This is a genomic window from Lentibacillus sp. Marseille-P4043, assembly GCF_900258515.1.
Lineage (GTDB): Bacteria > Bacillota > Bacilli > Bacillales > Amphibacillaceae > Lentibacillus_C.
This window is the reverse complement of record NZ_LT984884.1, coordinates 2,078,323-2,102,917: the sequence shown is the minus strand read 5'-3', so window position 1 is coordinate 2,102,917 and position 24,595 is coordinate 2,078,323. Positions and strand designations below refer to the sequence as shown.

25 protein-coding genes and 1 tRNA gene are annotated in these 24,595 nt (G+C 38.3%); 13 read left to right on the top strand and 13 right to left on the bottom strand.

Annotation, left to right across the window (positions count from 1 at the left end; all coding sequences use genetic code 11):
- Positions 1–8 precede the first annotated feature (8 nt).
- A complete protein-coding gene (secG, locus tag C8270_RS10200) occupies positions 9–242 on the bottom strand; it encodes a preprotein translocase subunit SecG (protein ID WP_106496726.1) in 234 nt (77 codons plus the stop codon).
- Between the two features lie 166 nt (positions 243–408).
- Here secG and C8270_RS10195 point away from each other — a divergent pair, with 166 nt between their 5' ends.
- Together C8270_RS10195 and ptsP are read left to right on the top strand one after the other, a co-directional pair.
- Positions 409–1,341, top strand: coding sequence for an alpha/beta hydrolase (locus C8270_RS10195; RefSeq protein WP_106496725.1), 933 nt, complete (start codon positions 409–411; stop codon positions 1,339–1,341).
- A gap of 144 nt (positions 1,342–1,485) precedes the next feature.
- On the top strand, positions 1,486–3,198 hold the full coding sequence (gene ptsP, locus C8270_RS10190; RefSeq protein WP_106496724.1) for a phosphoenolpyruvate--protein phosphotransferase: 1,713 nt from the start codon (positions 1,486–1,488) through the stop codon (positions 3,196–3,198).
- On the opposite strand, the gene C8270_RS19975 is transcribed toward ptsP, so the two are convergent.
- The 11 genes from C8270_RS19975 to C8270_RS10145 form a co-directional block, all read right to left on the bottom strand.
- On the bottom strand, positions 3,126–3,449 hold the full coding sequence (locus tag C8270_RS19975) for a hypothetical protein (protein WP_158701693.1): 324 nt from the start codon (positions 3,447–3,449) through the stop codon (positions 3,126–3,128). The two genes, ptsP and C8270_RS19975, sit on opposite strands and share 73 nt — an antisense overlap.
- Positions 3,406–3,582, bottom strand: coding sequence for a hypothetical protein (locus C8270_RS19970; RefSeq protein WP_158701692.1), 177 nt, complete (start codon positions 3,580–3,582; stop codon positions 3,406–3,408). Before C8270_RS19970 ends, C8270_RS19975 begins: the two co-directional genes overlap by 44 nt.
- Positions 3,579–4,166: a nitroreductase family protein gene (locus C8270_RS10185; RefSeq protein ID WP_234028541.1), complete on the bottom strand. Its 588-nt coding sequence runs from the start codon at positions 4,164–4,166 to the stop codon at positions 3,579–3,581. Before C8270_RS10185 ends, C8270_RS19970 begins: the two co-directional genes overlap by 4 nt.
- Before the next feature lie 58 nt (positions 4,167–4,224).
- Positions 4,225–5,181, bottom strand: a complete 957-nt coding sequence (locus tag C8270_RS10180) for a nucleoside hydrolase (protein WP_106496723.1) — start codon at positions 5,179–5,181, stop codon at positions 4,225–4,227.
- A gap of 237 nt (positions 5,182–5,418) precedes the next feature.
- Positions 5,419–6,705 (bottom strand): phosphopyruvate hydratase, encoded by a 1,287-nt coding sequence (gene eno / locus C8270_RS10175; RefSeq protein WP_106496722.1) that lies wholly within the window; start codon positions 6,703–6,705, stop codon positions 5,419–5,421.
- Positions 6,706–6,741: 36 nt separating this feature from the next.
- Positions 6,742–8,277 carry a 2,3-bisphosphoglycerate-independent phosphoglycerate mutase gene (gene gpmI, locus C8270_RS10170; RefSeq protein ID WP_106496721.1) on the bottom strand — a complete coding sequence of 512 codons (1,536 nt, stop codon included), beginning with the start codon at positions 8,275–8,277 and terminating at the stop codon, positions 6,742–6,744.
- On the bottom strand, positions 8,274–9,032 hold the full coding sequence (gene tpiA / locus C8270_RS10165) for a triose-phosphate isomerase (RefSeq protein ID WP_106496720.1): 759 nt from the start codon (positions 9,030–9,032) through the stop codon (positions 8,274–8,276). The genes gpmI and tpiA overlap by 4 nt, the downstream gene beginning before the upstream one ends.
- Before the next feature lie 20 nt (positions 9,033–9,052).
- Positions 9,053–10,234, bottom strand: a complete 1,182-nt coding sequence (locus C8270_RS10160) for a phosphoglycerate kinase (protein WP_106496719.1) — start codon at positions 10,232–10,234, stop codon at positions 9,053–9,055.
- Between the two features lie 180 nt (positions 10,235–10,414).
- The gene (gap, locus tag C8270_RS10155; protein WP_106496718.1) at positions 10,415–11,422 is read right to left on the bottom strand and encodes a type I glyceraldehyde-3-phosphate dehydrogenase; all 1,008 of its coding nucleotides are present in this window, start codon (positions 11,420–11,422) and stop codon (positions 10,415–10,417) included.
- 46 nt (positions 11,423–11,468) lie between these two features.
- The gene (locus C8270_RS10150) at positions 11,469–12,497 is read right to left on the bottom strand and encodes a sugar-binding transcriptional regulator (protein WP_106496717.1); all 1,029 of its coding nucleotides are present in this window, start codon (positions 12,495–12,497) and stop codon (positions 11,469–11,471) included.
- 123 nt (positions 12,498–12,620) lie between these two features.
- A complete protein-coding gene (locus C8270_RS10145) occupies positions 12,621–12,878 on the bottom strand; it encodes a glutaredoxin family protein (protein ID WP_106496716.1) in 258 nt (85 codons plus the stop codon).
- A gap of 291 nt (positions 12,879–13,169) precedes the next feature.
- Here C8270_RS10145 and C8270_RS10140 point away from each other — a divergent pair, with 291 nt between their 5' ends.
- Positions 13,170–13,670: a hypothetical protein gene (locus C8270_RS10140; RefSeq protein ID WP_106496715.1), complete on the top strand. Its 501-nt coding sequence runs from the start codon at positions 13,170–13,172 to the stop codon at positions 13,668–13,670.
- 34 nt (positions 13,671–13,704) lie between these two features.
- Positions 13,705–14,640: a prenyltransferase gene (locus C8270_RS10135; protein ID WP_106496714.1), complete on the top strand. Its 936-nt coding sequence runs from the start codon at positions 13,705–13,707 to the stop codon at positions 14,638–14,640.
- 138 nt (positions 14,641–14,778) lie between these two features.
- Here the strand turns inward: C8270_RS10135 and C8270_RS10130 are convergent.
- A tRNA-Arg gene (locus tag C8270_RS10130) sits at positions 14,779–14,854 on the bottom strand.
- 217 nt (positions 14,855–15,071) lie between these two features.
- Here C8270_RS10130 and C8270_RS10125 point away from each other — a divergent pair.
- The 9 genes from C8270_RS10125 to clpP all read left to right on the top strand — a co-directional run bounded on the left by C8270_RS10125 (position 15,072) and on the right by clpP (position 24,511).
- Positions 15,072–16,076, top strand: a complete 1,005-nt coding sequence (locus C8270_RS10125) for an ABC transporter ATP-binding protein (protein ID WP_106496713.1) — start codon at positions 15,072–15,074, stop codon at positions 16,074–16,076.
- Positions 16,073–17,053 (top strand): ABC transporter ATP-binding protein, encoded by a 981-nt coding sequence (locus C8270_RS10120; protein ID WP_106496712.1) that lies wholly within the window; start codon positions 16,073–16,075, stop codon positions 17,051–17,053. Before C8270_RS10125 ends, C8270_RS10120 begins: the two co-directional genes overlap by 4 nt.
- Positions 17,054–17,120: 67 nt before the next feature.
- The gene (locus C8270_RS10115) at positions 17,121–18,758 is read left to right on the top strand and encodes an ABC transporter substrate-binding protein (protein WP_106496711.1); all 1,638 of its coding nucleotides are present in this window, start codon (positions 17,121–17,123) and stop codon (positions 18,756–18,758) included.
- Positions 18,759–18,877: 119 nt separating this feature from the next.
- Positions 18,878–19,882, top strand: coding sequence for an ABC transporter permease (locus C8270_RS10110; protein ID WP_106496710.1), 1,005 nt, complete (start codon positions 18,878–18,880; stop codon positions 19,880–19,882).
- A gap of 58 nt (positions 19,883–19,940) precedes the next feature.
- A complete protein-coding gene (gene nikC / locus C8270_RS10105) occupies positions 19,941–20,852 on the top strand; it encodes a nickel transporter permease (protein ID WP_106496709.1) in 912 nt (303 codons plus the stop codon).
- A gap of 96 nt (positions 20,853–20,948) precedes the next feature.
- Complete coding sequence (locus C8270_RS10100; RefSeq protein WP_106496708.1) at positions 20,949–21,539, top strand: DUF6305 family protein; 591 nt, start codon at positions 20,949–20,951, stop codon at positions 21,537–21,539.
- Between the two features lie 233 nt (positions 21,540–21,772).
- Positions 21,773–23,170, top strand: a complete 1,398-nt coding sequence (locus C8270_RS10095) for a sensor histidine kinase (protein ID WP_106496707.1) — start codon at positions 21,773–21,775, stop codon at positions 23,168–23,170.
- Positions 23,142–23,753: a response regulator gene (locus tag C8270_RS10090; RefSeq protein ID WP_106496706.1), complete on the top strand. Its 612-nt coding sequence runs from the start codon at positions 23,142–23,144 to the stop codon at positions 23,751–23,753. Before C8270_RS10095 ends, C8270_RS10090 begins: the two co-directional genes overlap by 29 nt.
- A 167-nt stretch (positions 23,754–23,920) precedes the next feature.
- Positions 23,921–24,511, top strand: coding sequence for an ATP-dependent Clp endopeptidase proteolytic subunit ClpP (clpP, locus tag C8270_RS10085; protein ID WP_106496705.1), 591 nt, complete (start codon positions 23,921–23,923; stop codon positions 24,509–24,511).
- The last annotated feature ends 84 nt before the right edge of the window (positions 24,512–24,595 follow it).

The window sequence follows — 24,595 nt, the reverse complement described above, 5'->3', positions numbered from 1 at the left end:
GTTATTGTCTATTGTAGTACATATGCACTTAAGAAAGCGAGAACAAAGAAGAGAACACCGGTTATAATTGTACTGCGATGTAAGATCAGATCGGCACCTCTTGCTTTTTGTTTCCCAAATAATTGCTCCGCTCCACCTGAAATAGCGCCAGATAGACCTTCACTTTTGCCCGATTGTAATAGTACTAAAATAATCATAATTACTGCGTCTATAACTAATAATACGTGTACTGCCCCTACCATTTCGGCACCTCCTGTAACGTACAAATACCTATTAGTACTTTAGCATAAGTTTGTTTTATATAGCAAGTGAATCTTTAGAAAATACCAGAACTCTACTTAACTTTGGACGAGTTACAAATTAAATTTTATCATATAAGCAAGACTACGTATAGAAACAGGTGAAAAAATGGAAAAAGAATATTGGTTAACAATGAAGGATAACGTGGATGTATATGTCAAAAAGTGGTATGAGGAAAACAAACAACCAAAAGCTATCATCCAGCTTGCCCATGGTATGGTTGAACATATCAATCGCTACAATGATTTTGCCAATTTTCTAGTGAAGAAAAATATTTTTGTTTATGGAAATGATCATCGTGGTCATGGAAAAACTGGTGAACGACAGGGCTCTTTTGGCTATCTAGCTGATGAAAATGGGTTTACAAAAACAATGGAAGATCTATTCACCATTACAAGAACCATTAAGCAGGAGTTTCCTGACACACCCATTTTCTTGTTTGGACATAGTATGGGGTCCTTTTTAGCACGATATTATATTCAAACACACAGTAGTGAACTTGATGGTGTTCTATTATCTGGAACCGGTTTTTACCCGAAAATCACCTCCTATACCGGACGGAAAATCGCCTCTTTACTTGCACCTAAAAAGCCAAGCAAGCTGATGAATTTCATTGCTTTTAATGCTTACAACAGACGCATTGAACAGCAGAAAACAACGTTCGATTGGTTAACTCGCGATGATCAAATTGTCCAAGCTTATATGGATGATCCCTATTGTGGCCATGTTCCAACAGCACGATTCTTTGTTGATTTAATGACAGGACTTTCCATTATTCATCAACAAAAACGAAATTTGCGCATACGAGATGATTTACCGATGCTCCTAATGAGTGGAGATGCGGATCCTGTTGGCGACTATGCAAAAGGTATTTGGAAAACAGCACATTTATATGAAAAAGCTGGCCTTGAAAACGTCACAGTAAAACTTTTCCACGATGGCCGTCACGAACTTTTAAACGAAATTAATAAAGAAGAAGTTCATCAAAGCGTTCTGGAATGGGTCGAGAAAAATCTTCATTCAACCAGTATTAGCGGTTAATTTGCAGTTAATGGAAAAAGATAGCGTTTCCATTCAAAATGATTGTCCAAAACCGCTTCATAACTTGAAACCGCCGAGCTAAAGAGGTTAAAATAAGAAGTAGGATTTACATATTTTTTATTAGGAAAGGCTGGTCGTAAAATAATGGCAACGATTGACGGAATTGCTGCATCAAATGGAATTGCAATCGCCAAAGCTTATCAACTTGTTACACCTGATTTGTCATTTGATAAGAAGACGATTGATAATCCCAATGCAGAAATCGAACGTTTAGATAAAGCACTGGAAATATCAAAGCAGGAATTAGAAAAGATCAAAGCACATGCCAAGCAGGAGATTGGCGATGAGCATGCGGAAATTTTCTCAGCACATTTACTTGTTTTAAGTGACCCAGAATTGATTAATCCTATCAAGGACAAAATTAAATCTGAAAATGTTATCGCTGAAAGTGCACTAGATGAAACAGCAAACATGTTTATCGACATGTTTAAAAATATGGATAATGAATACATGCGTGAACGTGCAGCTGATATTCAAGACGTGACAAAACGAGTGATGGCACATTTGTTAGGCGTTACATTTCCCGATCCTGCATTAATTGACGAAGAGGTAATTGTAATTGCGCGTGATTTAACCCCATCAGATACCGCACAGTTAAATCGCCAATTTGTAAAAGGTTTTGCTACTGATGTAGGTGGTCGTACATCCCATTCGGCAATTATGGCAAGATCATTAGAAATCCCGGCTGTAGTTGGATCTAAAGAAATCACCAATGTCGTTTCCCAAGGTGACATGGTTATTGTGGATGGGATAGAAGGAACTGTTAAGATCAATCCATCTGATGAGGAACTATCCAAGTACAAGGAAAAACAAGCGAATTTTGCCAAGCAGAAAGAAGAATGGGCAAAACTAAAAGATGAACCAACCATCACATCTGACGGCGAACAAGTAGAATTAGTAGCTAATATTGGTACCCCCGAAGACATAACAGGCGTTTTAGCCAATGGCGGAGAAGGTGTTGGACTTTACCGAACAGAATTTTTATATATGGGCAAAACTGAATTACCGACTGAAGACGAACAATATGATGCCTATAAATCAGTATTGGAACAAGTAGGTAATAAGCCGGTTGTTGTCAGAACGTTAGATATTGGCGGTGACAAAGAATTAAGCTATTTAGACTTGCCAAAAGAACTTAATCCATTTTTAGGTTTTCGCGCTATTCGTTTTTGCTTAGAAAATGAATCCGTATTTAGAACCCAATTACGTGCCTTGTTACGAGCAAGCGTGCACGGAAATTTAAAAATTATGTTCCCAATGATTGCAACACTAGATGAATTCCGTCAAGCTAAAGCAATTTTGTTAGATGAGAAAGACAATTTAACTTCTGAAGGCGTAGATGTTTCGGATGATATTGAAGTTGGAATTATGGTTGAAATCCCATCTACGGCAGTAATCGCCAAACAATTCGCTAAAGAAGTAGACTTTTTCAGTATCGGTACAAATGATCTGATTCAATATACGATGGCCGCAGACCGTATGAACGAACGCGTTACTTACCTTTATCAACCATACCATCCAGCAATATTGAATTTAGTCAACAATGTACTCGAGGCAGCGCACGGTGAAGACAAATGGGTTGGCATGTGCGGTGAAATGGCTGGCGATCCAATTGCTATACCAATTCTCTTATCCCTTGGCCTTGATGAATTCAGTATGAGTGCAACATCAATTTTACCAGCACGGACTCAGATTCGTGACTTATCACAAGAAAAATTAGTTTCCTATAAGGACAAGCTTTTAGGAATGGGAACTGCAGAAGAAGTTGTGGAATTTGTGAAAGAGAAGACGGAATAAATTATGAAGTGAAACCCCACTCGGATATGGATATCCAAGTGGGGTTTTAATCTCCTTGTTGATGTTTCTGCTCTCCCGCCGATGTTTTCACTCTCCGGCCGATGTTTCTCCTCTCGAGCCGATGTTTCTCCTCTCACGCCGATGTTTCTGCTCTCCGGCCGATGTTTCTGCTTTCGCGCTGATGTTTCTCCTCTCGCGCCGATGTTTTCATTCTCCGGCCGATGTTTCTGCTCTCGAGCCGATGTTTTCATTCTCGCGCCGATGTTTCTGCTCTCCGGCCGATGTTTTTACTCTCGAGCCAATGTTTCTGCTTTCGCGCCGATGTCTCCATACTTCGCCCAATCTACTTGTCGATTCCGATCGCCCACACTCAACAACAGTCATTCCGAAATAATCTCAAGCTTCTCTTCAATCGAAGTCCTTCCTTTATTTCGTGAAGTCTGTTTCGGATAGCCAATTTGCATAACAGCAGCTATCTTCACTTTTTCACTATCCAGCCCGATATCGTGTGCAAAACCTGGATCGTGCATGTAGGGTGTAATCGTCCAAAGCATTCCTACCCCATATGACCATGCTGCCAGTTGCGAATTTTGAATAAAGGCACAAACAGATGAATACTCCTCTTCATACCGGATCAGATCTTGATTCTTTTCAAAAAATATTAACGCATGGTGTGGAATTTCTAACAAAAACTGTTTCATCGAGTCGATCATCTTTACTGTCTTTGGATCATCATCGCCTTTAAGCATGCCGATTCGCTGGTAACTTGCAATAATCGCATCAACAAAGGACTTTTTTCCTTCTCCCTGATAGAGTTTAATATTCCAGGATTCTTTCATATAATGGGTAGGCGCCCATGATCCGTATGTAAAAATCTCTTTTAACATTTGCAAATCGACTTCCTCTGGACTAAAACTGAAGGTGCTTCTTCTTTCCTTGATTGCCTGTAAAATATCGATGGTTCTCACCTCATTAATCTATTTCCTAAAAATAGATTAGCATATTGTGCCACCATAACAGAACCATTTAGAATGATTCTCCTGTCATCACCGACATAAATTCCTTATAAAACTTTGGATAATCCAGTTTAAAAGCAATTCGATGTTCTTTTCCTTTTTCATTTTTGGGATTTAAATACGGTCGGATATCAGCAATACTCTGCCCTTTCGAAATTCCTTCGCTCTTTTGAACAATATGGACAGGTAACTTTTTGAAGATAAACATCTCCTCATGAATGGTAGCAATTAAGGTTAAGGCGTCGTGGACTGGGCTTCCCTGAACATTGGGATTCCGTTTTTTATAAAAATTATAATAATAATCCAACATAGGTTTTATAATTTTTGTTTTACCGATGTAATCAATATAATCAACCATCTGCGGTGTAACGATTGCCTGTTCTGTTACATTTAATGGGATTATTGTTACATTATGTGCATACATTAATACTGTTTTTGCAGCGATAGGATCCTCATAAAAATTGGCTTCTGAAACAGCTGTAATATTTCCAGGAACCCAGAATGCTCCTCCCATAATATAAAAAGACTTAACCTTTTTCATTAATTTCCGATATAAAATAAACATCGTAGCTAGAGAGGTAAGTCTACCAATGTTGACAACAATTAATTCATCCTGATATTGTTTAATAATGTTAATGATTTCAAAAAAGTTTTCAAACACACCATCATGCATATTTTCTGGTGGTATGATCGGCCCAAGTCCATATTCCCCATGAATTTCCGGAAAGAATGCTGGTTTTTCTCCATTCAACGGTATATTAGCACCACCAATAATCTTAACTTCCTTCTTTGTAATATCGAGTAAATTAGATACGTATTGAACATTTTTTACTGCCCGGTCCTTCGACACATTTCCATAATCTGCTACAACCCCAACAATATCAACCTCTTCTTTAAAATAGCCATATATGAGTGCAATTGTGTCATCAATACCAATATCACCGAAGACCAAAACCTTTACAGTCATAAAAAGCCTCCCTATTCTTGTTAGGAAAATTTCTGCATCCCCCACACTATTGCGGATGCAAAAGCTTATCAAAGTGTAAAATAATTCCTCTTTACATTTTATTGCCTCTTAGTATTGTCCTAGACTATAACTTTTAACCCAATTTAAAAATGCTATCTATTCATGTTAATCATAAATAGATAGCATTTATTTTGTATCCTGTTAACTCCATTAAACCAGCATATTTCTCTACATCATTTATTTTTTCAAATTATAAAATGAATCTAAACCGCCATATTCACCCATGCCTGCTAATTCGTCTTCAATGCGAAGTAGTTGGTTATATTTTGCTACACGATCGGTTCTGGACGGTGCACCTGTTTTGATTTGGCCAGCGTTTGTAGCAACTGCGATATCAGCAATCGTTGCGTCTTCCGTTTCACCTGAACGGTGGGAAATAATAGCAGTATAACCTGCACGTTTAGCCATTTCGATTGCTTCAAATGTTTCGGTTAATGTGCCAATTTGGTTCACTTTAACTAAAATAGAATTTCCAACACCTTGTTCGATTCCTTGTCCAAGTCGCTTCGTGTTTGTGACGAATAAATCATCACCAACTAATTGTACACGGTCACCTAAACGATCGGTTAATTTTTTATGACCTTCCCAATCATTTTCATCCAAGCCGTCTTCAATTGAAATAATCGGATATTTATTTACTAATGATTCATACCAGTCGATCATTTCATCAGATGTATGAACAACGCCCTCACCTTTTAAGTTGTATTTACCATCCTCATAAATTTCCGATGAAGCAACGTCCATGGCTAATTTTACTTCTTCACCTGGTTTATATCCAGCAGCTTCAATTGCTTCAACAATCGTTTGCAGTGCTTCCTCATTTGAACCTAGGTTAGGTGCGAATCCACCTTCATCACCTACGCCTGTGTTATAGCCTTTAGATTTTAATACACTTTTTAGGGAATGGAAAATTTCTGCACCCATCCGTAGCGCTTCTTTAAAAGTTGGTGCACCTACAGGCATTACCATAAATTCCTGGATGTCTACGTTATTGTCGGCATGTTCCCCGCCATTTAGAATATTCATCATCGGTGTTGGAAGTGTTTTTGCATTAAATCCACCTAAATAGTTGTATAATGGTACTTCCAAATAACTTGATGCAGCATGTGCGACAGCCATGGAAACACCAAGAATAGCGTTGGCACCTAGTTTTCCCTTGTTTTCAGTACCATCTAATTCGATCATTAGACTATCAATGATATTTTGACGGGTAACATCTAATCCAAGTAATTCTGGTGCAATAACTTCGTTTACGTTTTGAACCGCTTTTTGAACACCCTTTCCAAGGTAACGTTCTTTATCGCCGTCACGTAATTCAACTGCTTCGTGCTCACCAGTTGAAGCACCACTTGGAACCAATGCAGAACCAAATGCTCCTGATTCTGTAAAAACTTCTACTTCCACTGTTGGATTACCGCGTGAATCTAATACTTCACGTGCGTATACGTCTGTAATATATGGCATTAAAATCTCTCCTTCATTATTTGTTGGATACTAAAACTATTTGATTAACGATTCGCCAGTCATTTCTTTTGGTTTTTCAACATCTAATAAATCAAGCATGGTTGGCGCTAAATCAGCTAAAATACCACCATCTCTTAGTTCAGCATTATCTTTCGTAACAATAACTGGAACAGGATTTGTTGTATGTGCTGTCATTGGCTTTCCTTCAATTGTTACAACTTCATCTGAATTCCCGTGATCCGCAAAGATAATGGCATGTCCACCAAGTCCAGTAATTTTATCAACTACTTTACCTAAACATTCATCAACCGCTTCAATTGCTTTAATCGTCGGTTCAAGTTTACCAGAATGCCCGACCATATCAGGATTGGCAAAGTTCAAGATAATAGCATTTTGTTCACCAGTATCAAGTTCGTCCAATAATGCATCCGTCACTTCGTAAACACTCATTTCCGGCTTCAGATCGTATGTGGCTACTTTTGGTGAATCGATCAGTATTCGTTTTTCACCAGGAAATTCCTGCTCGCGACCACCACTCATGAAGAATGTTACGTGTGGGTATTTTTCCGTTTCGGCAATACGCAATTGGTTCATGTCGTTTTGCGAAAGTACTTCTCCAATTGTATTGTCTAAATTCACTGGTTCATACGCTACATAACCGTCGACAGATTCACTAAAATTCGTCAACATGACAAAGTCAAGATTTTTTGGAACCCCATCACCACGGTCAAAATCATGAAAATCCTCATTAGCAAATGTTCGGGAAATCTGGATAGCACGATCAGGCCGGAAATTGTAGAAAATAATAGAATCTTCATCTTCAATGGTAGCATTTGGCTTTCCATTTTCATCTGTGATAACAGAAGGTATTACAAACTCGTCATAAATGCCATTTTCATAGGAGTCATCAACTAGTTCGTATGGATCTTGATAGGCTGGTCCTTTTCCATAAACCATCGCATCATACGCTTTTTTTACGCGGTCCCAGCGTTTATCACGGTCCATCGAATAATAACGACCAGAAATCGTGGCAAATTTTCCAACACCATACTCGCTCATTTTGTCTTCTGTTTGTTTGATAAATTCTTTTGCAGTTTGCGGACCTACATCACGCCCATCTAAAAACGCGTGCACATAAACATTTTCGAGTTCTTGTTCTTTTGCCAACTTTAAAAGTGCGAACAGATGGCTAATGTGACTATGGACTCCACCGTCAGACAGTAAGCCAAATATGTGTAATGCCTTATTGTGCTCTTTCGCATGTTGCATTGATTTAACAAAGGCACCCTTTTCGAAAAAGTCTCCTTCTTTAATGGATAGGTTTACCCTTGTTAAGCTTTGGTAAACAATTCGTCCTGCACCAATATTTAGATGACCAACTTCCGAATTACCCATTTGACCTTCAGGTAATCCTACTGCTTCACCGCTTGCCTCTAATTGATTGTGCGGATATTTTTTCCAAAGTCGATCAAAATTTGGTTTATTGGCTTGTTTTACTGCATTCCCTTTTTCTTCCCCACGAATACCAAATCCGTCTAAAATAATAAATGCAGCTAATTTATCTTGACTCATTTTGTACCTGCCTCCACGAGCTGAAGAAATGAATCAGCTTCAAGACTTGCGCCACCAACTAATGCACCATCAATATCTGACTGCGCTAATAGTTCGTCAACATTGGCTGGTTTAACGCTTCCGCCATATTGGATAACCACTTTTTCAGCAATTTCATCTGAAGTAATTCCTTTAACAACATTACGTATATGGGTGCACACTTCATTTGCTTCTTCACTTGTTGCAGTTTTTCCAGTTCCGATTGCCCAAATAGGTTCATAAGCAATAATCGTTTGAGTAACTTGTTCATTGGTCAAACCTTTGAGTGCTTCCGTAACTTGATTTTCCACATGGTTCATTGTCTCATTTGCCTCACGCTGTTCAAGTGTTTCACCAACACAGATAATTGGAACTAGATCATGATTAAATGCTGCATGGGTCTTTTTATTTACCGTTTCATTCGTTTCCGCAAAATATTCCCGACGTTCTGAGTGGCCCAGCACAACATGTGTAACACCTAAATCGTTTAGCATAACTGGGCTAACTTCACCAGTAAATGCCCCATTATTTTCAAAATGCATATTTTGTGCAGAAATTTTCACACTAGATCCTTTTGCTTTTTCGACTAACGAAGGTAAAAAAGGAAAAGGCGCACAAACTATCGTTTCTACACGATCACTTTCTGGAGCCTTTTTCGCAACATCCTCAACGAATTGATTTGCCTCTGACAATACCTTGTTCATCTTCCAATTTCCTGCGATAACATTCTTCCGCATCGTCTCACCCCATCTAAAAGTTATTTTTCATCTAGTGCTTGTACACCTGGAAGTTCTTTTCCTTCCATAAATTCTAATGATGCTCCACCACCAGTTGAAACATGGTCCATTTTTTCTGCTAGATCAAATTTTTCAACAGCAGCAGCTGAATCACCACCACCAATTACGGTATAGCCTCCTGTGTTCGCTAATGCTTCAGCAACTGCCATTGTACCGCCGGCGAAGGCATTCAATTCAAAAACGCCCATTGGACCATTCCAAATGATAAGCTTTGAATCTCCAACAATTTCGCTGTACAATTCCCGTGTTTCAGGTCCAATATCCAATGCTTCCCAGTCAGCTGGAATTTGGTCAATTGCAACGATTTTAGTATTAGCATCTTCTGAAAAGTCATCAGCAACAACAACGTCGACTGGTAACACGAAACGAACACCCTTGTCTTCAGCTTTTTTCATAAATTGCTTAGCTAAATCAATTTTATCTTCTTCTAATAATGATTTACCAATTTCGTGCCCTTGCGCTTTAATAAACGTATAAGCAAGTCCACCGCCAATAATTAAATTATCTACTTTATCTAAAAGATTGTCGATGACATTGATTTTATCTTTTACTTTTGCTCCACCAATAATAGCAGTAAACGGGCGCTCAGGCTCCGCTAGCGCCTTCCCAAGTACATTGATTTCTTTCTCCATAAGAAAACCAGCTGCTGCAGGTAATTTTTCCGCAACACCGGTTGTCGAAGCATGTGCTCGATGTGCAGCCCCAAACGCATCATTTACATACATATCTGCCATAGCTGAAAATTCATCCACTAATGCCGGATCGTTTTTTTCTTCTCCTGGATCAAAACGTACATTTTCAATTAGCAGGATATCCCCATCGCTTAGTTGAGAAATTGCTTCATTTACTTCTGCACCATAGACTGCATCTGTTTTAACAACATCTTTTTCCGTAAGATCGCTTAGTCGGTCTGCAACTGGATCTAAGCGTAATTCTTCAACTACTTCACCTTTAGGTCGCCCAAGGTGGCTTGCTAAAATAACGATTGCGCCATGTTCCGTTAAATAATTAATTGTCGGTAATGCTGCTTTTATACGTGTATCATCCGTTACTTTGCCATCTTTCATTGGCACATTGAAATCCACGCGACAAAAGACCTTTTTTCCTTGTAACTCAAGGTCTTGCAGTGTTTTTTTATTCATAACTGAAAGCCTCCCTTGAATAATAATATGTATCGACTTTGTTTTTCCCTTAGAAAGCCTTTTTTAACCGTAAGAACAAAGGCTTAGACAACGTCATAACAAAAAAACTCATTTTTTTATTTTAATCTTGAAAAAGGAGGAGGAAAAACATATCCTCCTCCATTATAGCTTAAATGTTTCTTATAGTCCTTGTTTGCTTAAAAATGCAGCCATATCTACACAACGTGTTGAGTAGCCCATTTCATTATCATACCATGAAACAACTTTAACCATATTGTCTTCAAGAATCATGGTAGATTGGCTATCAAAAATGGAAGAATGTGTGTTGCCGACAATATCAGATGATACAAGTGGATCTTCTGTATATTCTAAAACACCTTTCAAATCACCATTAGCAGCTTCTTCAAATGCTTTGTTTACTTCTTCGATCGTTACATTTTTATCAAGTTCTGCGACTAGGTCAATTAATGAACCATCTGGAGTTGGTACACGAACTGCCATACCATTTAGTTTGCCATTTAGTTCAGGTAATACTTTTCCAACAACTTTTGCTGCACCAGTTGTTGTTGGGATAATATTTTGTGCTGCTGCACGAGCACGACGATAGTCTTTATGTGGTAAGTCAAGAATTTGCTGATCATTTGTATAAGAGTGAACAGTTGTCATTAAGCCACGTTTTAAGCCGAATTTTTCATGTAGTACTTTAGCAAGTGGAGCAATTCCATTTGTTGTACATGATGCATTGGATAATACATGGTGTTTACTTGGGTCATAATCTTGTTCGTTTACACCCATAACCATTGTTAAATCTTCTTCTTTTGCAGGTGCTGAAATAATTACTTTCTTCGCTCCAGCATCGATATGTTTTTGTGCATCGTTGCGTTGTGTGAAACGTCCAGTTGATTCAATCACGATTTCCACACCTAGATCTCCCCAGCCAAGGTTAGCAGGATCACGTTCAGAAAGCACTTTGATTTCTTTACCGCCAACAACAATGTTTGATCCGTTTACGGTTACTTCCTGATCCAACTGTCCGTGAACAGAATCATATTTAAGTAGATGTGCTAGCATGTTAGCATCTGTTAAATCATTTACAGCAACTACCTCTACCTCGTCATTTTTCAATGCTTGACGAAATACATTACGTCCAATACGTCCAAAACCATTAATTCCTACTTTTACTGCCATTTTATATTCCTCCTAAAGTATTATTTCAATTTTTATTACAATATATTTAAAGGGATTCATCCCCTAATATCTGCTCTGCTGCCGCTTCGTCAGTAATAAATAAATCACTCTTACCTTGTTCGAAATAGGAAGCGATTGCTTGTGCCTTGGAACTTCCACCAGCGACGGTGATCACACATTTAGCTGAATCGAGATCTTCTAGTTGGATGCCGATTGTTCGTACTTTGTAGACGACATCACCTGCCTTATTGAAGTAATAACCAAAAGCTTCACCTACTGCATGCTTATCAGCCAATTGCCGCATGATCTCATTTCCAGTTTTGCGGCGCTTCGCCATTGTTAATGCGTCACCAATCCCATGTAAAACAACATCTGATTTGCGAATCAACTCTAAAATTTCATTGATTGATGGCTCACGAAGCATTGTATGGTAGGATGTTTCACTTAACGGATCAGGTACATAAAGCATTCGATAATCACCATTTGTTTTTCGAGCCATTTCCGCAACGATCGTGTTCGCTTGATTTTCTACCTTCTCTCCGATACCACCTCGCGCAGGGACAAATAGACACGGACCCGAAATATCACTAGGGGTCATTGCTTGTGCCACTGCAGCCATCGTTGTACCACCAGTGACTGCAATTGTTTGATCAGCAGCAACAGTTGAATTAAAAAACGATACACACGCTTTTCCCATTTCTTGTTTTACCCAAGATTCGTTGTCGCTATTACCCGGAACAACCATCACTTGCTCTACATGTAATTTATCCTTTAATTGCTCTTCTAAAACACTCAGACCCATTACTTCTTTCATAAAGACAGCAAGTTGATCCACTACTACTTTTCCCTCTTCCGTGATAAGCATTCCTTTTGTTGTTATATTGAGCAAACCTTGGTTATGTAAAAAATCAACCTCTGCCCGAACAATACGTTCCGAAAGAGCTACATGTTCCGCAAGCCCTCTCCTCCCTATTGGTTGAAAAAGACTAACACTGTTTAGAATGGAATAACGCTGTTGCATAACATGAAGCAGGTCTGGGTATAATTTCTTTTGTAAATCTATTAAAGCTCTCATCAATAAAGCTCCTTTATTGGATCAATAATGTCCCGGATGGTCATATTATGTCCCGCACAGAGCAAAAAAAATACACAAACAATTATTTTGTATATTTTTATATTATCATAATGCAAAATTAATTCAACTATTATGCTTACCGTTCGCCTCTTTTAATACACGTTCAAGTGAGTCATAATTTATTTGTTCACAATTCAATTCGGTTGTGTTTATTTTTACATAAGGTATTAACAATTGATATTTTTCTAACCACTCATCGTTGGTATAGATATCCCGTTCTTCAATTGTAAACGAATAATCATGTTGAAGTAAATTGAGAAGTGAGTGTGCATCCTCACATAATGAACAATTTTCTTTTGTATAAAAGATAACATTAAACATGTGCTTACCCCCATTGTTTTCGTTTCGTTGATGCCTGTATTTTTATCTGTTCCCGATATTTCATAACATTTTCCATTGCAAAGTTTGTGATCGGTCCACTCCCTAAAAAAACAGCTTCAGCTTTATTTTGCCATAAAACGCGATAAAACTATAGTCGTAAACTCAACCCCAACCAACTTGAACTCATATTGAATATATTGTGAACACGATATTTTCGTGATATATATCACACAACACCAACACACACAGGATTATAATGGACTTAAACACCAAAGAAAAAGGTGATTTTCCATGTTTTGGTTTATTCATCAACTTCTATTAGGATTACACATTCTTCTGGCTATCGTTTGGGTTGGCGGTATTTTCTTTGTAGGTTGGGGTGTCTATCCAACAGTTAAAAAAATGTCTATATCTGAACAACGACGATTCTTATCATCACTTATGCAATGGACACATTGGTTGTTTACCGCTGCGGGAATTGGCGTTATTACTACGGGGATTTTACTAGGTACTGTTGTTGGACCAATCCACAACTGGCAGAATGTTTGGAATACAACTTATGGAAATATATGGTTCACAGCCCTTGTCATCGCTCTCTTCACTCTAGCTTGGGGAGTATTTGTTGGATATAAGCAATCGATGAAAGTGTTTGCAGATGATGTGATTTGGAACAAGGCAGAATCAGGCGATATGAAACCACTGAATAAATCAATGACAATGACCACTGTCGCTGAATCGGTGGAAGTGATTGGATTTATTGCATTAATCATCTGTATGGTTTTATTAGGCTAATAGAATTGTCATTTTAATGAGGAGTGATAAAAACATGACTACTATAAAGAAAACAACCATCAGCACAACATATAGAAGAAATGATTTATATCACTACCGCTTTTCTTGGATAAAACTAGCACGACCAATGACTTTTACTGGTACCATTTGTCCAATGTTAGTTGGAACTGGATTAGCCGCTGAAAAAGGCCATATCCAATTTGATATTTTTATTACACTACTAATTGCTACCTTATTTATTCAAGCAGCAACAAATATGTTAAATGATTATTTCGATTTTAAACATGGTCAGGACAAGGAAAAATGGGTTTTAGCTGAAGGGCAATCGTCTCTACATAGACCTGCACACCATTTGATCCCGTTTGTTGCCAGCACGTTGATTACTATCGCAATTATACTTGGCATATGGTTGTCTGCCCAAACTAGTTTTTGGATTATTTTAGTTGGAACACTTGGAATCCTGTTCGGCTACTTTTATTCCGCAGGGCCACGTCCATTGTGTTCGGTCGGTTTAGGTGAACTTGTGGCAGCTTGTTTTCTTGGTCTTGCGACGACAATTTTGGCATATGTTGTTCAAGGTAACCTAGTCAACAGCCAGATTCTTACTGTTTCTATCACATTTGCACTACTTATAGCGTCCATGATTTTAACTAACAATATACGTGACATCGAAAAGGACCGATCATTTAGACATACACTTGGAATCCTGTTAGGGCGCAAGAAAGCTGTTATTCTGTTAAAATCTTTACTTATTCTTTCCTACCTTTGGGTGTTTGGGGCGATTCTTAGTGGCATTGTTTCATGGACATCTAGCGTGGTCCTATTTGCATTTCCATTAGCCATGAAATTACGTTGGTCTTTTCGCCTAGGAGCTAAACGTAATGAGGAACGTGAAGGTATGAAATGGGCTGCATGGCATCATTGGGCCTTTGGATTATTATTTGCTTGCGGCATATGGTTGATGGTTTAAATAAAGTTTCTGATTAAGTATGTGTGCTACGGACAACTTTCCCGCTCTTTCGCTTTTCTTCATACACTCATATCTAACAAAATAAAAAAGGAAAGGATCCCTGAATGAGGGATCCTTTCCTTTTTATTTATTCCTAAGCGCGCCCGGAGGGATTCGAACCCCCGACAGACTTGGTACCGGAAACCAACGCTCTATCCAACTGAGCTACGGGCGCATACAAGAAGTAAAATAACGCGACAAAATTTATTATAACTCTATAGCGAATCAGATACAAGCCCTTTTTCCTAATTTATGAACGATAGCCATTACAAAATAATTATTATTTCTTTGAGAAAAAAGAGAAAAAACCTAAAATTGGATTTTTATATGTATAATATATGTTAATTCAAAAAAATCAAATTAGTCCAAAAGTCACTAAGAAGGAGGATACCATGCAAACCGAATCACCGCTCCTAAACGTTCGTAATTTACATACACATTTCTTTACCAAATCTGGCGTGGTAAAAGCTGTTGACGGTGTTGATTTTGATATTAAACCTGGTGAAACATTGGGGATTGTTGGTGAATCAGGATCAGGTAAAAGTATAACCGCAATGTCCATTCTGGGCTTAGTACCTTCCCCACCTGGAAAAATTGTTGATGGTGAAATCCATTTCAAAGGAGAAAACCTTCTCCATAAAACGGAAAAACAAATGCGTAAAATACGCGGCAAAGAAATAGCAATGGTCTTCCAGGATCCAATGACCTCACTAAATCCTGTTTTCACCGTGGAAAAACAAATGGTCGAAACTATTTTAGCGCATGAGAATTTTTCCAAGAAGCAAGCAAGGGAACGAGCTATTGAATTATTAGATTTGGTCGGCATTCCTGATCCGAAGAAACGATTAAAAAATTACCCACACGAGTTTAGTGGTGGTATGCGACAGCGCGTTATGATAGCGATAGCATTATCATGTAATCCTTCCCTGCTTATTGCTGATGAACCGACGACTGCTTTAGACGTTACCATCCAGGCCCAAATCCTGGAGCTTTTCAAAAAAATGCAGCAGGAACTTGATATGGCAATTATTATGATTACACATGACCTAGGTGTTGTTGCTGAAGTATGTGATCGAGTAATGGTTATGTATGCAGGTAAACCAGTTGAATTCACCGAAACTAAAAAACTATTTGACTATGGAAAGCATCCGTACACACTAGGCCTTATGAATTCAATCCCAAAAATAACTACGGAAAAACAGAAACTTGAAGCAATCGATGGGCTGCCACCCGATTTACGTGCACTGCCTAAAGGATGTAGTTTCGCACCGAGATGTAAACATGTTATGGAAAGCTGTTTATCAACTGACCCTGACTTAAAATCAGTTGACGATGATCATTTCGTTCGTTGTTTATTATACGAAGATGCAAAGAAGGCGGTGTCAACATCAACATGAGTACATTATTAGAAGTTAACAATTTAAAAAAGCATTTCCCATTAAAGGGACAAAAATTATTTTCCAAGGATAAACCTGTTCTTAAGGCTGTAGATGGCGTATCTCTGTCTATCCAATCCGGGGAAACATTAGGTCTTGTTGGTGAAAGTGGGTGCGGAAAATCTACAGCCGGTCGTACAATTCTAAAATTACTGGAACCAACAGAGGGCGAAATCCTTTTTAAAGGAGAAGATATCACATCTTTTCGTGGAGAAGAACTCCGCAAACTAAGAAAAGACATGCAAATCATTTTCCAGGATCCATATGCTTCATTAAATCCAAGAAAAACGATTGAACAAACAATTACCGAACCAATGAAAATATTTAACGTCCCAAAGGAAGAGCGCAGCAAGAGGCTGTCTCGCTTACTCGATGTTGTTGGGCTAAGTTCCTACCATAAAAATAGATACCCACACGAATTCAGTGGTGGTCAACGTCAACGAATCGGGATTGCTCGGTCGCTTGCGTTAGACCCTGAACTTGTCATTTGTGATGAGCCTGTATCAGCGTTGGATGTTTCAATTCAGGCGCAGGTTATTAATTTAATGGAGGACCTTCAGGAGGAATTTAACCTTACATACATTTTTATTGCCCATGATTTAAGTGTTGTACACCATATTAGTGACCGCGTTGCTGTTATGTACCTGGGGGAACTTGTTGAAACCGGGGAAGTTCAAGAGCTTTATCAAAATCCAAAACATCCGTACACACAAGCATTATTATCTGCTGTACCAGAAGCAAATCCACACCTAGAAAAACAACGCATTATTTTGACCGGTGATCTACCTTCGCCGGCAAGTCCACCACAAGGCTGCAAGTTTCATACAAGATGTCCATTTGCAGAAGAAATATGCCGCACCCAAGAACCAAAACTCAAGAAAGTTTCAGCAACTGGACAAATGGCAGCGTGTCATTTTGTTGAGGAGGTGGTTGAATAGAAAAAGCCTCTACAATCCATTTATGTTGAACTAGTAAATCTGGTAAATCTCAGGAGGGGGAACAATTATGAAAAAGCGTAATTTACTATCACTATTTGCTTTACTTTTATTCATTGCGTTAGTCGTTAGTGCTTGTAGTAGCGATACAAGTACAAAGGATACGGATACGTCCGATGATAGTGGAGATGATGCTGCAAAAGCCGAGGAAACAGATGGGGAAAAAACCCTTATATTCGGACGTGGTGCCGATTCCATTCAATTGGATCCATCAAAAGTAACAGATGGTGAATCTATTTATGTAACCAATCAAATCTATGATACGTTAGTACGTTATGAAGAAGAAAGCACTGAAGTACGACCAGCCTTAGCATCGGAATGGAATGTATCTGATGACGGTTTAACTTGGACTTTCCAGCTACGTGATGACGTGAAATTCCATGATGGCAATGACTTTTCTGCAGAGGATGTTGTATTTAACTTTGAGCGTTGGGCAACATCAGCTGAATTTATTTACTATGGTTATATGTTTGGTGCTTCTGAAGACGATCTTGGTGGAATTATCGAAAAAGTAGAAGCTACCGGTGACTACGAGGTTACAATCACACTATCAGAACCAAACGCTCCATTCCTGCAAACGTTAGCGATGCCTCCATTTGGTATTGCAAGTCCCGAAGCAGTTGATGAGTATGGTGAAGACTATTTTAAAAATCCAGTTGGAACAGGACCATTTGTCTTTGATGAGTGGGTTCCGGATGACAGTATAACCATTACGAAAAATGATGATTACTTTGGTGAAGTTGCCAACGTTGATAAAGTTATCTTCCGTACCATCCCAGATAATGGTGCTAGATTTATGGAGTTACAATCCGGATCAATCGATATGATGACGGGATTAAACCCACAGGATATTCAAACAACAGAAGATGATGAAAATTTGCAAATTATTCGCAGACCTTCTATGAATGTGAGTTATATGGCAATGAACACAGAAAAAGAAGGTCCAATGACAGAAAAATTAGTACGTCAGGCAATTAATTTAGCGATCGATAAAGAAAAGCTTATTACATTGTATGAGGGAATTGGAAAAGCAGCTAAAAACCCACTTCCACCATCTTTATGGGGATTCAATGATGATGTTGAAGATTATGGTTTTGATGTAGAAGAAGCAAAAGCATTACTTGCTGAAGCAGGATACGCGGATGGATTTGACATAAAGCTGTATACATTCGCTAATCCAAGGCCATACATGCCACAACCGAAAGTAACTGCTCAAGCGATTCAGGAAATGTTAAAAGAAGTAAATATTAACGTTGAAATAGTTGAAAATGACTGGGATACCCATTTAGCAGCAACAGAAAATGGTGAACATGATATGGCATTCTTAGGCTGGACTGGTGATAATGGTGACCCTGACAACTTCTTATACGTTTTACTGGATAAAGACAATGCCAAAATGGGTTCAGCAGGAAACATTGCTTTTTATAAGAGTGATGAGATACACGATTTATTAAAACAAGCACAAACAGAAATGGATCAAGATAAACGTACAGAGCTTTATTTAGAAGCACAAGAGATCATTCATGAGGATGCACCATGGTTCCCAATCGCTCATACAACACCACCAATTGCGGCAAATAATAGTGTTGTTGATTATGTACCACACGCAACCGGCAGTGAACCATTTAACTTTTTAGATATTAAATAGCAGTTTTTTTAACCTAATGAAAGATAAATAATTATTTTCCTAATGGAGGGAAGTTCTAGGGACCTGTAGTTAGATACGGGTCTCTAGACAAAACTCCAACTAAACGGAGGAATCGAACCATGCTAAAATTCATTATTCGAAGACTATTCATGCTTATCCCCGTGCTGATCGGTGTCTCCATTCTCACCTTTTCTCTTATCCATTTAATACCAGGCGATCCTGCCAGGAGCATGCTTGGCGAAAAGGCGACAGAAGCCCAGCTTGAATCATTACGTGCCGAACTTGGACTAAATGACCCATATATCGTTCAGTATGGTCGGTTTTTAGGGGATATTTTGCAAGGTAATTTAGGCGAATCTGTCCAATCAAAAGAAAATATTGCATTTGAACTATTACATAAATTGCCTGCAACAATTGAGTTAACAATTTTTGCGATGATTCTTGCCATTGTAATCGGTATATTAGCTGGTGTTATTGCTGCTGTTAAACAATACTCCTGGTTTGACAATATTAGCATGACTGGTGCTTTATTCGGCGTATCATTACCCATTTTCTGGCTAGGATTAATGATGATTTGGCTATTCTCGGTAAAACTGAATATTTTGCCACCATCAGGAAGATTAACAGCAGGCATTGAACTTAATACCATCACAAACTTTTATTTATTAGATAGTATTTTAACTGGTAATTGGCTCGCCTTTAAAGATGCTTTTTTACATTTATTAATGCCAGGTCTCGCACTTGGAACCATTCCAATGGCAATTATAGCCAGGATGACTCGCTCAAGTATGTTAGAAGTTATGCGCCAGGATTTTATTCGAACAGCAAGTGCAAAGGGACTTAGGAAGCATCTGGTTGTCTTTCAACACGCATTAAAAAACGCATTTCTACCAGTATTAACGGTAATCGGCTTACAATTTGGTCTATTGCTTGGTGGTGCTGTACTAACGGAAACCATTTTCTCATGGCCTGGTGTAGGACGTTATGTCTATCTTGCCGTGCTCGGCCGTGATTATCCTGTCGTACAAAGCACTATATTAATTATTGCAACCATATTCGTTTTAGTAAATTTACTAACGGACATTCTTTATAAATACGTGGATCCAAGGATACGATTTGATTAATGTTATTTCCTTCTAACTGCTGAAAACAGAACTCTTATTAAGAAAGGATGTGCAACACATGTCACTTCAACCAAATCCTATACCAGATCCGGACTCCATTGACACAAACGAATCTGAACAAACGAAATCAAGTCGATTATGGGTAGACTCATTAACGCGAATTGTTAAAAGTAAAACTTCCTTCATTGGATTGTGTATCATTTTAATACTCATTTTAACCGCCATATTCGCACCAGTTATTGCGACTCATAGCCCAACAGATCAAAATATTATAGATCGATACATGGCTCCATCATCCGATCATTTACTTGGAACTGATGAGCTTGGACGTGATATATTCAGTCGGATTGTCCATGGATCGCGCATTTCCATACAAATTGGTGTAATTGCTGTTGGAATCGCGATGATTGTCGGTGTTCTATTAGGTGGTATCGCTGGCTATTTTGGACGATGGATCGACCAAGTAATCATGCGAATTATTGATATCATGATGGCTTTTCCTAGTATCCTTTTAGCAATTGCTCTTGTAGCTGTGCTTGGTCCCAGTTTACGTAACGCAATGATAGCTGTCGGAATTGTTGGTGTACCACAGTTTGCCAGAATTGTTCGCTCGGCCGTTTTATCTGTCAAAGAAACGGAATATGTTGAGGCAGCAAAAGCTATTGGAGCTAAACATGGAAGAGTTTTAATGCAGCATGTCCTGCCAAATTGTGTAGCCCCAATAATTGTACAAGCCACACTAAGTGTTGGTACAGCAATCTTAGATGCAGCTGGGTTGAGCTTCTTAGGTCTTGGGGCACAACCACCAACACCTGAATGGGGTGCAATGCTAAGCGACGGACGTGCGGCACTACAGAATGCACCATGGGTAGTAGCATTTCCAGGAATTGCCATCTTCTTCGTCGTCCTTGGATTTAACCTATTTGGTGATGGATTGCGTGACGCATTAGATCCAAGGTTAAAACAATAGTGACATTTCAGATAATAATATTGTATGATTAAAGGTAAAGCAATCGCTTTACCTTTTTCTTTTTTAAGGCGGTGCAAAAAGCGAGGTGTAAATCAGATGACAAAATATATTCCTGTTTTGATTTGTGTTTTTTTCACATTTATCCTGTTTTTCATTTCTTTCAATGGTTCTGTGGACAAGCATATAAACACCTACCCCAACCTTCCAGCACCGATTGGTGAAGAAAAAATTTTAATCACATCTGCTGGTCAAGCAGCTGAGGGAACAATTTTGCTCACAATCGCTGAAAACCTAAACCTTGAAGCCGATTACCGTCCGCGGGCTTTGGCGACCGATTTATATGATTATCAAAGTGTTGTCATTCTCCTTGGCTATAGTGCGAGCGGATTGGCGCAAACCCCAAGATCCTTTACAGATGAATTATCACGAACAGAACAGATTGTAAAGGAATCAAAACGAATGGATTTGCCGATCATTCTTGTTAATCTTTCTGGAGGACATCGTGAAGATAAAGAAACAATAAAACTTTTTAACGAGACAGCTCCCTATGCCGATTACTACATCGGATTAAAAAATTTAAGGCATTCAGATCAATTAATATCCACACTGAAAACACATCACGTGCCAACAACTTTGGTTAAACAATTAGACGATATATCTACCCCATTCAACTCGGCATTTCGGTAATGGTAATGTTGAACAAAAGCGCAAGCGCCCGTTTAGCGACGTACGGACTGGACTGAGCCGTAGGAGATAAAGGAAACACGGCGAGCGGATGCGAACCGATGTTGACTTATCGTACGGAGGTGAGGGAAGTCTCGCTAGTCGCTGGGCGCTGGAGCTGGACGTGGCCCATCACGCTGAAAGCAAACTAGAGCCAAATTATATAATTTCTTACCTTTTTAGAAGGGCCTGATAGTATGAGTAAAAAAGAAAAAAGTTATTCCCTAATTGGTTTTCTAGGGCTTTTATTCCTTACATATGGTGAATTGTTCCCAACCTTTATTTCGAACTGGTCCCTATTTATAAGTGACAATATTAATGAAAGTATCGTGATGCATGATAGCGGACAACTTTTGGTGACTGCTTTTGCTTTCATAGCAAAATATGTATTAATTTACTTTTTCATTTATTTTGGTTCTATGTTGTTAGCCCACGCTATTACAAGACAGCTAGAATCTATTCGTTTTTCCTTATTATTTATTAGCATAACAATGGTAGCAATTACTTTGTTTAACCAATTTTATCATGAACACTTTTCCTATCTTGGCCATATGGTAACGATCGGAACCGTTATCCTTCTAAACCTATACATACCAAAACAGAAGCATTTTTATTTTATATTTTCAATTGTTCTTTTTCTCATTTTAATGGCTAGTGAATGGCTGCAACTGATTCCTGCACTGTCCCAATTTGGATTTGGAACCAATGATATGGCAGTTAGTATCAAAATTGCTGATAGTTATTTTACTGAAAATAGATTGTATAACACTCTGGCAACGATCTTTTTTGTTGCTTTTTTGACTATTGCTGTCATTTTAAGTTTCCTCATTCATCTGGTAAACAAACAATTTTATACTTTAAAAAAATATCAACAGCAAGAAGAAGAATTAAAGGAGACACGCATTGCACTCATCGAATCATCTGTTTATCAGGAAATAAATACTTTAGTACATGATTTAAAAACACCTTTGGTAACGGTGGAAGGATTAACCTCACTGATAAATTTAAAAATGCAGCCAACAACCGACACATATGTACAAGAGTATTTCGACCGCATGGACAAGTCATTAGAAAAAATGAAGGATATGATATCGGAAATTCTCTACGAAAATATCAAACAGCAAATTCCTGTTCAAGAATTACTAGAATATGTTACAAGTCATCTTGATTTGAATGAACAACAAGTTGATTTGGTAATGAAAGTGGAGGAAGATGTACCACCAATCTATATTAATAAAATACGATTTTCCCGCGCTATCTCGAATATTTTAGAAAATGCGATTACATCATTTTCCGGAAAAGCAGGATATATTCACATCCATGTCAAAAGAGTAGATAGTGGTATTTTACTTCGCATACAAGATAATGGACCTGGCATTCAGTCATCCCATTTAAAAAATATTTGGCAAGACGGCTTCAGTACAAAAAAATCATCTGGAATTGGACTTTCTTTTGTCAAAAAGGTAGTAGAAAATCATTGCGGGAGTATTACAGTCAACAGCATTCCTGGAAGCCATACACAAATGAATATTTTACTTCCAATCCATAAAGAGGGTGAACAAATAAATGGGTACAACCATTCTAATAGTCGATGATAATGAAGATATACGTTTCACATTAAAAGAGATATGTCATTATGCAAACTGGAGCGTATTAGAAGCAGCGACAGGTAAACAAGCGATTGATTTGTATTCAAAAATGAACCCTGACCTTGTTCTATTGGACTATCACATGCCAGATTGGGACGGGGTAAAAACGACAAAAGCAATACGCAACGTAAGTCAAACGGTGCCAATTATTGTGTTAACTGTTGACGAACGGCAGGAAATAGCAGATACCTTTCTCAACGCTGGAGCAACCGATTTTGCTTTAAAGCCAATTAAAGCCCCCGACCTGCTCTCACGGATTCGAATTAACTTAAAAATTGGTAAACTGACGGAAAATCAAAATAGCGTATTTGTTGATAAAGGAATCAATCAAGCCACATTAATGTCGATCAAAAATTATTTGATTCAGCAAGATGATCCATCAACCATTAATGATATTCAAAAAGCGTTACCAGTTGCTTATCAAACCGTACATCGTTACTTAAATTACCTTGAGGGAAAAGGCGAAGTGGAGGTGATTTCTCAATACGGCAAAAAGGGACGGCCAAAAAACACCTACAAATTTATTTAACTTCCTACATGACGGTTTATATTCCTTCTAAACGGGAATGATGGAAGGTGTATTTTATTATTGAGCAAATTTATCGATCGTTTTTGTTTGACCTTTTTTGACCTATTAGTTATGATAAAACTATCCAATCCAAATGGATCAATTTGAAGAATTAGGAGGATTTACACATGAATTTAATACCTACAGTTATTGAACAAACAAACCGTGGAGAACGTGCATACGATATCTACTCACGTTTACTTAAAGACCGTATCATTATGTTAGGAAGTGCAATTGACGATAACGTAGCAAATTCGATTGTTGCGCAACTACTTTTCTTAGAAGCAGAGGATCCTGAAAAGGACATTTCCATTTACATTAACTCACCAGGCGGCTCGATTACAGCTGGTATGGCGATATATGATACGATGCAGTTCATAAAACCAGATGTATCAACAATCTGTACTGGTATGGCAGCATCAATGGGAGCATTCCTATTAACCGCCGGCGAAATCGGAAAACGTTATGCACTACCAAATAGTGAAGTAATGATTCACCAACCACTAGGCGGTACACAAGGGCAAGCAACTGATATTGAAATTCACACAAGACGTATTTTAGAAATGCGTGAAAAACTAAATCAAATCATTGCCGAACGTAGTGGTCAACCATTAGAAGTGATTCAACGTGATACAGAACGTGACAACTTCATGACTGCAGCAAGAGCAAAAGAATACGGCTTGATCGATAAAGTTTTAGAACGCAAAGACGATAAATAATAACTAATCCCCTGACTGCTATTCCGGTCAGGGGATTTTCTTGTTTAATTATTAACGCCGTTTTCTCAAAGATTGTTGTTTTTA

Excerpts from the sequence above, each read along its gene's own strand:
- secG (WP_106496726.1), bottom strand. The coding sequence starts at position 242 with ATGGTAGGGGCAGTACACGTATTATTAGTTATAGACGCAGTAATTATG.
- C8270_RS10195 (WP_106496725.1), top strand. The coding sequence starts at position 409 with ATGGAAAAAGAATATTGGTTAACAATGAAGGATAACGTGGATGTATAT.
- ptsP (WP_106496724.1), top strand. The coding sequence starts at position 1,486 with ATGGCAACGATTGACGGAATTGCTGCATCAAATGGAATTGCAATCGCC.
- C8270_RS19975 (WP_158701693.1), bottom strand. The coding sequence starts at position 3,449 with ATGAAAACATCGGCTCGAGAGCAGAAACATCGGCCGGAGAATGAAAAC.
- C8270_RS19970 (WP_158701692.1), bottom strand. The coding sequence starts at position 3,582 with ATGACTGTTGTTGAGTGTGGGCGATCGGAATCGACAAGTAGATTGGGC.
- C8270_RS10180 (WP_106496723.1), bottom strand. The coding sequence starts at position 5,181 with ATGACTGTAAAGGTTTTGGTCTTCGGTGATATTGGTATTGATGACACA.
- eno (WP_106496722.1), bottom strand. The coding sequence starts at position 6,705 with ATGCCATATATTACAGACGTATACGCACGTGAAGTATTAGATTCACGC.
- gpmI (WP_106496721.1), bottom strand. The coding sequence starts at position 8,277 with ATGAGTCAAGATAAATTAGCTGCATTTATTATTTTAGACGGATTTGGT.
- tpiA (WP_106496720.1), bottom strand. The coding sequence starts at position 9,032 with ATGCGGAAGAATGTTATCGCAGGAAATTGGAAGATGAACAAGGTATTG.
- C8270_RS10160 (WP_106496719.1), bottom strand. The coding sequence starts at position 10,234 with ATGAATAAAAAAACACTGCAAGACCTTGAGTTACAAGGAAAAAAGGTC.
- gap (WP_106496718.1), bottom strand. The coding sequence starts at position 11,422 with ATGGCAGTAAAAGTAGGAATTAATGGTTTTGGACGTATTGGACGTAAT.
- C8270_RS10150 (WP_106496717.1), bottom strand. The coding sequence starts at position 12,497 with ATGAGAGCTTTAATAGATTTACAAAAGAAATTATACCCAGACCTGCTT.
- C8270_RS10145 (WP_106496716.1), bottom strand. The coding sequence starts at position 12,878 with ATGTTTAATGTTATCTTTTATACAAAAGAAAATTGTTCATTATGTGAG.
- C8270_RS10140 (WP_106496715.1), top strand. The coding sequence starts at position 13,170 with ATGTTTTGGTTTATTCATCAACTTCTATTAGGATTACACATTCTTCTG.
- C8270_RS10135 (WP_106496714.1), top strand. The coding sequence starts at position 13,705 with ATGACTACTATAAAGAAAACAACCATCAGCACAACATATAGAAGAAAT.
- C8270_RS10125 (WP_106496713.1), top strand. The coding sequence starts at position 15,072 with ATGCAAACCGAATCACCGCTCCTAAACGTTCGTAATTTACATACACAT.
- C8270_RS10120 (WP_106496712.1), top strand. The coding sequence starts at position 16,073 with ATGAGTACATTATTAGAAGTTAACAATTTAAAAAAGCATTTCCCATTA.
- C8270_RS10115 (WP_106496711.1), top strand. The coding sequence starts at position 17,121 with ATGAAAAAGCGTAATTTACTATCACTATTTGCTTTACTTTTATTCATT.
- C8270_RS10110 (WP_106496710.1), top strand. The coding sequence starts at position 18,878 with ATGCTAAAATTCATTATTCGAAGACTATTCATGCTTATCCCCGTGCTG.
- nikC (WP_106496709.1), top strand. The coding sequence starts at position 19,941 with ATGTCACTTCAACCAAATCCTATACCAGATCCGGACTCCATTGACACA.
- C8270_RS10100 (WP_106496708.1), top strand. The coding sequence starts at position 20,949 with ATGACAAAATATATTCCTGTTTTGATTTGTGTTTTTTTCACATTTATC.
- C8270_RS10095 (WP_106496707.1), top strand. The coding sequence starts at position 21,773 with ATGAGTAAAAAAGAAAAAAGTTATTCCCTAATTGGTTTTCTAGGGCTT.
- C8270_RS10090 (WP_106496706.1), top strand. The coding sequence starts at position 23,142 with ATGGGTACAACCATTCTAATAGTCGATGATAATGAAGATATACGTTTC.
- clpP (WP_106496705.1), top strand. The coding sequence starts at position 23,921 with ATGAATTTAATACCTACAGTTATTGAACAAACAAACCGTGGAGAACGT.